The organism is Fuerstiella sp. (assembly GCA_022447225.1).
In the GTDB taxonomy this organism is placed as follows: Bacteria; Planctomycetota; Planctomycetia; order Planctomycetales; family Planctomycetaceae; genus S139-18.
Genome location: JAKVAZ010000026.1, coordinates 1 through 7817, shown reverse-complemented (window position 1 = coordinate 7817; position 7817 = coordinate 1). Strand labels below are relative to the sequence as shown.

Annotated in this window: 6 protein-coding genes; all 6 read right to left on the bottom strand. The window is 53.8% G+C overall.

The features are described 5' to 3' along the window. A partial coding sequence (locus MK110_19610; GenBank protein MCH2213511.1) for a PQQ-like beta-propeller repeat protein occupies positions 1–1010 on the bottom strand: 1010 nt, incomplete at its 3' end. Positions 1011–1574: 564 nt separating this feature from the next. After that, positions 1575–3461 (bottom strand): hypothetical protein, encoded by a 1887-nt coding sequence (locus tag MK110_19605; GenBank protein ID MCH2213510.1) that lies wholly within the window; start codon positions 3459–3461, stop codon positions 1575–1577. A gap of 71 nt (positions 3462–3532) precedes the next feature. Further along, positions 3533–4516: a class I SAM-dependent methyltransferase gene (locus tag MK110_19600; GenBank protein ID MCH2213509.1), complete on the bottom strand. Its 984-nt coding sequence runs from the start codon at positions 4514–4516 to the stop codon at positions 3533–3535. A 205-nt stretch (positions 4517–4721) separates the two neighbouring features. Continuing rightward, positions 4722–6554, bottom strand: a complete 1833-nt coding sequence (asnB, locus tag MK110_19595) for an asparagine synthase (glutamine-hydrolyzing) (protein ID MCH2213508.1) — start codon at positions 6552–6554, stop codon at positions 4722–4724. A 2-nt stretch (positions 6555–6556) separates the two neighbouring features. Then, a complete protein-coding gene (locus MK110_19590; GenBank protein ID MCH2213507.1) occupies positions 6557–7495 on the bottom strand; it encodes a methyltransferase domain-containing protein in 939 nt (312 codons plus the stop codon). Positions 7496–7586: 91 nt separating this feature from the next. After that, positions 7587–7817, bottom strand: a 231-nt coding sequence (locus MK110_19585) for a hypothetical protein (protein MCH2213506.1), incomplete at its 5' end; no start/stop codon positions are given.

Genomic DNA, 7817 nt, shown 5'->3' with positions numbered 1-7817 from the left:
GGTTTGCCGGTCCTGAGTTCAATGCACGTCAGAATATTGCTGCTGGACCCGTAGACATGGCCATTGATGTGGACCATACCACCATGATGGTTTTTCATGTGTTTGTTGTCGTAGACGACTCGCGATGTGACTTTATTTCCTCGAGAGTTGACCTCAATCAGTTCCGCACCAGTGCCGTAGTCGGACGAGCTAAACACCTGTTTGCCGATAACCAGTGGAGTGGCACAATTCGCGGTCCCGTTTGATGACTTGTTTTGGCCCCACAAAGGTTCCCCGTCGGTTGCCCGAATACCCACGACTCCCTTGCTGGTGAAAACCACGTACAGCTTCTCTTTGCCAATCGTGGCCACCACGGGTGAGGCGTAAGCCGCCTGAGGAGACTCAGGAACCCGGGATGCCCATTTCGTGTCACCGGAATCTTTGTTCAGAGCGACCACAGTGCCACGACTGCCACCAGGTGTGCAAATCACATAGCCGTCATCGACAAGCACCGATTCACTGATACCCCAGGTGATATTCGATCCGCCGAAGTCTTTAAGAATGTTCCTGTGCCAGATCACATCACCCGTGGCGGCATCGCAGCAGGTCAGGTCTCCGTTGCCTCCCAGACCATAAACCCTGCCATCGGCAACCGCCGGAGTTCCACGAGGTCCGTCACCGGTCCCGTCGTGATATTCGTCACCGTTGCGAGTTTTCCAGACGACGTCTCCTGTGTTGCGTTCCACGGCAACGATGTATTCACCGCCGTCGCGATTGCCCATGGAATAAACAAGATTGCTGACGATCGACACCGCCGAATAACCTTTCCCCAGACCAGTGGCCGTCCAAAGTCGTGCCGGCCCACCCTCCGGCCACCGATCCAGCAGTCCGGTCTCCTTTGAGATATTATCCCGATTGGGCCCGCGGAACTGATTCCAGTCGGCGGCAGTTACCGCAGCGGAAGTGCCCAGAAGGAAAACACACGCCACTGCCACACAATGGTTGAGTGGGGTCATCATTTGAAGGTTCATTGGTTGAATCCGGTACATCAGTGAGGGCCCGACGCCCAATAGTTGAACGACATCTGCTTTGGAAAACAATTGTAAGTGAATCACCGGCCCGGGCCGGAATGATTGAGTACATAAAATATTTTTGTGTTTTTTTCGCCTGGCAGTATATGGTGTCCGCGTGATTCGCTTCGAACAGGCCCGCCTTCTCACCAACGGCAAGTCAGACACAAGCAACGTTCTGTATGCGGCCAGAAGATTTTTCCAGCCGCCGGACAAAAGCGAGTGTTTGAGCAGCCTGAACAGAACTTCAGCGCCGCACTGTTGTGCTAACGGTGACCATGGTGTGTGCCGGATTGTCCCGAAAGCCAAAATGTTATTTCTCGGGAGAGGAGTTAACACAATCCGGCTGCGGGAACCGGGAATGCCAACCTATCCTGCGACCGCAACAGGACCCAACGACGATCTGATTTTTCGGTTCGGAGGAAGAGGAGACACTTAACTGAGCCGTCGGTATCCTGACTCATGTCCTGTTGAGTCTGTCTGCGGAATTAAAGATAAAAACCAGACACACTGTCAACAAGTCGGTCAATCAGCCGTTTGTTCAAGACATTTGAGGATCCCGAATGCGTCCCGCAAAAACTCCGCGGGCGGAAGTCTGGAAAAACGGTAGTGACGCATCACCGGTCCGGCAGCAAACGAGTGCGGGTTTTGATACGTTTGAGGCAGCGATCGCGGCGTAAACACGGAATGGGCCGCGGACATCGCCGTGATTGTCTGAGACCGATAGAGTTGCTGGTGACAGTTCTTTAAAACAAACCTGCAGTACTCTTCAATCTGAGACAGTTCGTACATTGCAGGAAATCCGCAAACGAATCCACCAGAAAGAGTCTCGACAAAGCCAAAGGGAATGTCCTGCCGAATGGTGATATCAACACCGTGAATTTGCGGACAAACGGGTGACACTTCTTCGTCAAAAAGAACCTGTGCCGTATCGTCTGTCAGCCAGTCGAGGACTTCGTCCGGGCGTGAATGGAACAGGATGTCACTGTCAAACGTGATCAGCCGTTTGCCGGCAGTGAACTGAGGAAAGTCAAAAACCTGGGCCATCACTCTGTTTTTCTCACGGAACTGTCGGCAGAACGGGTATGGATCAAGAACCCGATCCATCCGCTCATCTGCCTCCTGACGCGTAATGATGCGCAAGCCGGGAATATGCTCCCTGATGAGAACCTGGTCTTCCTCAGTCAGGCTGCCGTCGTCGTGCAGAACGATCGCCAGATTATCTACGAAACGCAGCAGAGACTTCGCACCCAGCGCAAAAGTCCACAGATGCTGATGATCCACCAGTGTATGCAGCTCACTGGGGGAATTCGGACAACATGCCAGCGGACTCGAGGCCTGTACCGCCTGCTCAAACTCCGGTGTCAACCGGTCTCTTTCGTGCCATTCCAACGGCCGGGAGACAGACTCAGAAGGCTCGCTTGATATGGGCCGCTGTGGACCGCTGACAGAATTACGGTCCCAAATCCAGCCAGCGAGCCGACGAGCACGGGACCGAATGCGCAATATTGCGCGGGCCCGAAGCAACAAACCGGACAGCACCGACGGTTTTTGTGTCGATGTTTCGTGTTGCATCGCCTGAATCTGCAGAAACTCTTCGATGTCGGGTGAAGAGTCAAAGTCTCCTATAAAAACATCCAGATCCTGCGCCACAGGATCATCGATTTCCAAAGGCGGCTTTTCAGAAAGATTCTTCAGGCCAAGGTCCGCCAAAGACCTGGTGAACTGTCTGGCATCCGTGACAGCCGTGCCCCCGGTGTCTCGTCCGGATTTGCTGCCCGCCAGAACCGCCTGAAAATCAGGATCTACGACAGACCACCGTTTCCACATGCGTGTCAGTGGTTCCTGTAACTCGGCATGTTTTTGGGCGTGCACAAACCCTTTGCGATACAAATCTCCGTAAAACTGTTCAAAGTCATGCAGCCCCAGAACAGCTTCGACTTCAGAATCGGTGTAGCCAACTGTTCGCATCTGCTCGACAACGTGGTATTCAGGACGGTGAACCCGCTCGCACGCCCTTGCGAAACAAAGGGCTTGGTCAAGATGACTGGTACGGTACAAATGCATTCCCACGCATCTCGGAACACCAAACAGTTTGTCAATCAGTCGGACATCCAGACGAAAATCTGATGCACAGCCCGCTTCGGCCAGGGCCACCAGCGAGTGCACCGCGCGAGGGTGAACCAGTACATCGGCATCCACCGCCACTGTCCACGGCAGTCCAAATTTCAGCCCCAGCTCAAACGTCCGAATCACGGCCTGACTGAACGGCACCTCCCGAATCGTACGAATGTGTTCGGGAACCACCTGCCGACTGAGCAACGACTCACACAGCTGTGTCGTTCGTTCGCCGGCACTGCGAATCACAATGAGAACGTCACTGCGCAAATACAGGCCATCTGTTTCCGACATGCGTCACAATTCCCCTGCAGTCACAGGTTTGTCAGTCACCTTTGGAAGAACGGCCTGAAATTTCTCCAGCATTACCCGGGTTCTTCCGGAAATTCATCAGCCTGTCCCGACCGACGACTCTGCGCATCGTGCCCCGGTGGTTTTCGGCAAAACAGATCCGTTGAACTCGCCAGCCGACTGTCCGGCGAACCGGCTGTCTGCTGTTTTCTGAAACCACTCAGCCACGACAGACGCGATTGATCTGTTTTCAGATTCAGTACCTCAAATCCGGTCGTCTGCATGAGCCGCACTAGACTGTCAGGCGAAAAATAGTTCAGATGCTCCCACGGGTTGATATCTTTAGAGACCTGCCTGCCAAGCCGCAACTGAGCCGCCACAGCGTCCATTTCGACCTTTGGACAACAGGGGACACCGACAAAAACAACTCCACCTGGTTTCAGAATACCGAAAAGAAATCTCACTGTCTCCGCAGGTGTATCAAGATGCTCCAGAACCTGGTCACAGTACACCACATCAAACGGTGCCAGAGCTTCGACCTCCTGCAGTGTGGACACGATATTCAGCCCCTGACCGGCTGCCCAGTCGACTTTGACCCTGTCGGCTTCCAGACCACAGACGTTAATGCACTGCGATCGGGCCACACTGAGAAAATCCCCCCAGCCACAGCCAAAGTCAAACACATCAAGATCACACCGATCCCGATGTTCGGTTGCCAGTTCGAACAGTCTCGCCCAGACGGCCAGCAGTCGCTTCCGTTTTTCACGACCGTGAATCTTTGCCAGGCTCTTTTCATGATCGATAACATGTTCATACAGAAATGAAAGGGATCGATCATCCAGACAATCTTTGCTGTAGACAAACCCACACTGTTCACAGCATGCAATCGGACAGGAATGGTCACCGGCGATCCCCATTCGCTCCAGCTGATCTATTCGGTACGTGGGGTTGACCGTGGAAAAATCGTGAACCGTAATCTCAAACAGAGTCCGGTGCTCTTCTGCACAGCAGACCGGACACCGGCGTTGAATGAAGGTGACTGCTGTTGTGGTTGTCATGATTGATAAACTTTCCGCAGCCGGTCACCCGGCCACGCTTTCACCCGGCCACACGATTCACCTGTCATACGGGTATCGAAAGATGACTTCCTGGATTTGTCCCAAAACCGTGCAAGGAACGATTATTGAAATGACGCCGGATCTTCACCTGGTGTTGTTTAGTATGTGACTGCGAGAGGAAACGACAACGAGTTCCATGAAAAAATTATAAAGGAAACCCCGGGACCCCGGTAATTTCCTGCTGAATCCGATCTGTAGAATGGTCTTCAAGCCAGCGACGTGCCCAAAGCTCCAGGCACAGAACCAACCACAATGACTGATCCTGACGCCGACGAATCAACTGCTCAATACCTTCCCGTAAAAACAATTTTCGCTGCACAAGACTTCCGTCTGACAGAAATCGAGTGGCGATGTCAGCGAGACCGGATTCCATCCAGTTTGTCAGCGGTGCACCGAACCCTTTTTTGCGGGCAGTTAAAATCGCAGGAGGCACCCATTTTTTGAGAGCTTTTTTCAACAAAGATTTACGTTCTCCGTTTTTCATCAGCAGGTCGTGCCGGATTGAGAACGCTGTTTCTACTACTGCCCGATGAAGAAACGGAACGCGTACCTCGACACCACAGGCCATACTCGCGTGATCCACTTTCTGCAGGATGTCATCCACCAGAAAAGTCTGAAGATCCAGCAGTTGCAGTCCGGTCACGGTTGGGATTTCATCGATAAAAAACTGCTGCATCAGTGTCCGGTGCGAAAAAGTTCCTGGCTGACACAACAGCGAACGTTGAGTGTCTGTATTCATCTGACACAGCCGTCGGAACCAGTTTGTTAGCGGATCTCCCCGTGGTGTCCCGCCCACAAACTTCTGCAATTTTTGTAACAGGGCTGGCTGCTGACATTCATGCGGGTCGTCATACCAGTGATAGCCGGCAAACACTTCATCGCCGCCGTCTCCTGCCAGCACCACAGACACGCCGTTGTCACGTGCCAGACGTGCCAGCAGATGCACAAACAGGCCGGAATAGTCGAAGAAGGGTTCATCATACAAATCGATGAAAGCGGGCAAATCTGTCATGAACCGATGACAGCTCATCACGTCTTCATGTATCCGGCACCCTGCATGCTCAGCGGCGAGTCTCGCAAATATTCGCTCGTCGTAGTCCGGTTCGTCAAACCCCATTGTGAAGCTCGCATGATTCTGTCCGCTCTCGGCAGCTGCAATTGACGCAATCCCGCTGGAATCAATACCGCCACTCAGAAAGACACCGACGGGAACATCGCTGACAAGTTGTTCCTGAACGGCTGCGCAAATGCTGTCCTGCACGGCTTCCAAAGCTTCCGTTTCATCAAGAATGACGGGGCGATACCGGGGCTCCCAGTATCGCTTCGTATGAATGACTCCTCGTTCACGAATCAACAGATGGGCTGCGGGGAGCTTGTGCATACCTTCGAAAATTGACTGATCCCACGGCACATAGCGATAAGCCAGGTAGTGCTGCAGCGCCGCCTGATCGACAGAACGCAGAAACCCCGGACACTGCAAAATTGCCCGAGGCTGTGACGCAAACAGAAACCGTGAGTTTGACGATGCGTAGTACAGTGGTTTGACGCCGATGTGGTCTCTGGCCAGTACCAGACGCCGCCGGGTTTCGTCCCAGATCCCGAAAGCAAAAATCCCCTCGAGGTGATCGACAACACGATCTCCCCACTGTTCGTACCCGTGGACAATTACTTCTGAATCGGACTGAGACTGAAAGCGATGTCCGTATTCGAGCAGTTCGACTCGCAGCTGCCGGTAGTTGTAAATCTCACCGTTAAAGGTCAGCCACACCGACTGGTCTTCATTCGACATCGGCTGTCGACCCGCATCGGACAGATCAATAATCGACAGTCTGCGATGCCCCAGGGCAACGGTCCCGCCGGCCAGCCGTTCGACTCCCCGACCGTCGGGTCCGCGCATCGCAAGCGTGTCAACCATCTTGTCGAATGCGGCCGCATCGACTGCAGCACTCTCTTCACACTGGCCAACGATCCCGCACACGATTAGTCATGACCTTCTGTATCGCGAGGTCTGTTGGCAACAATAGTGAACGCACCGGAAGTCAGCAGATACATTTGCTCGATACTGTATTGTGCAGGAGCGCTGCGACGCCGGAATCGCCACCACAATCGGTGAGCCACAATCAGTGGAGCGACAGCGGCATAACACAGCCAGCGGGACGCCCCCTGAAACAAACCGGCAAACGACAGCGCCCGGATTCCCAGATAGACCTTTTCCGGTGCCACACGCAGCACCTCAAATCCGGCATCATGAAAGGCACTGAAAGCTCCGTAGTGGGTCATATTGAAGAAACTGGCTCCGTGAAACGGTACCAGATAAGCCACACTGGCAACCATTCGTCCACCTGGTTTCAGGACACGCCATGCCTCACGCAGAACGACGTGGGGATACTGCACGTGTTCCAGTACCGCCAGGGAAATAACGGTATCGAACGTGTTGTCCGGAAACGGAAGCGCATGAGCATCTGCATGCACGGGAGCATCCGGATCACCATAGTCAACACCGACCCAGCGGTACCCCAGTTTTTCCACGGGGGCACGATACTCACCGTTTCCACAACCCAGATCCAGACAGAGTGCCCCGGGGTGGGCCGCGGGTGGAAGATAGCTGGCCTGTTCCTTTGTGAGGTGGATTGGAAGATCCGAATCGGCCAGCACCGGTGTGGCATTCGGGTTAACAGATATCGGTGAAAAATCAGGTTGCGGATGGGCGTCAAAAAGTGACCGCCCCAGACGGTGCTGCACGACGACCGTCTTTTCACTTTGGAGACGCAGATCAGCGGGGCCGGCGGAGGGAACCGGATGGACAGTACCGCACTGCGGGCAGGTGACTGTTTTGTCCGCCGTCTGCAGATCCGATCGACAGGCAGGACAGACCACGATATCCCAGGGGACCCGATCAGAATTACACGTGTCGGACATAGACATTCTGTCTGTTGCTGGACGTCAGTAAAAGGACGCGTTCATGCCGAATAATGACTAACTTACGACTCACTCACCAAAACAACCTGGATTACTCTACCGGTGCCCGAAAAACAAAGAAGTATCCGGTTGTTCCGTCGTTCCGCGGAAACAGACGTTCCATAACCCAAAACACGGCACCCATCAGCAGCAGCAAAGGAAACAAACACGTCGCCAGCCGAATCTGACGTGGACTGCCAACCACCAGCGGACGCAGGCAAAGCACATGGATTGAATCAAAATACCCATTGCGGTTCATACGAGTCACCTGTTCAAACCGGCG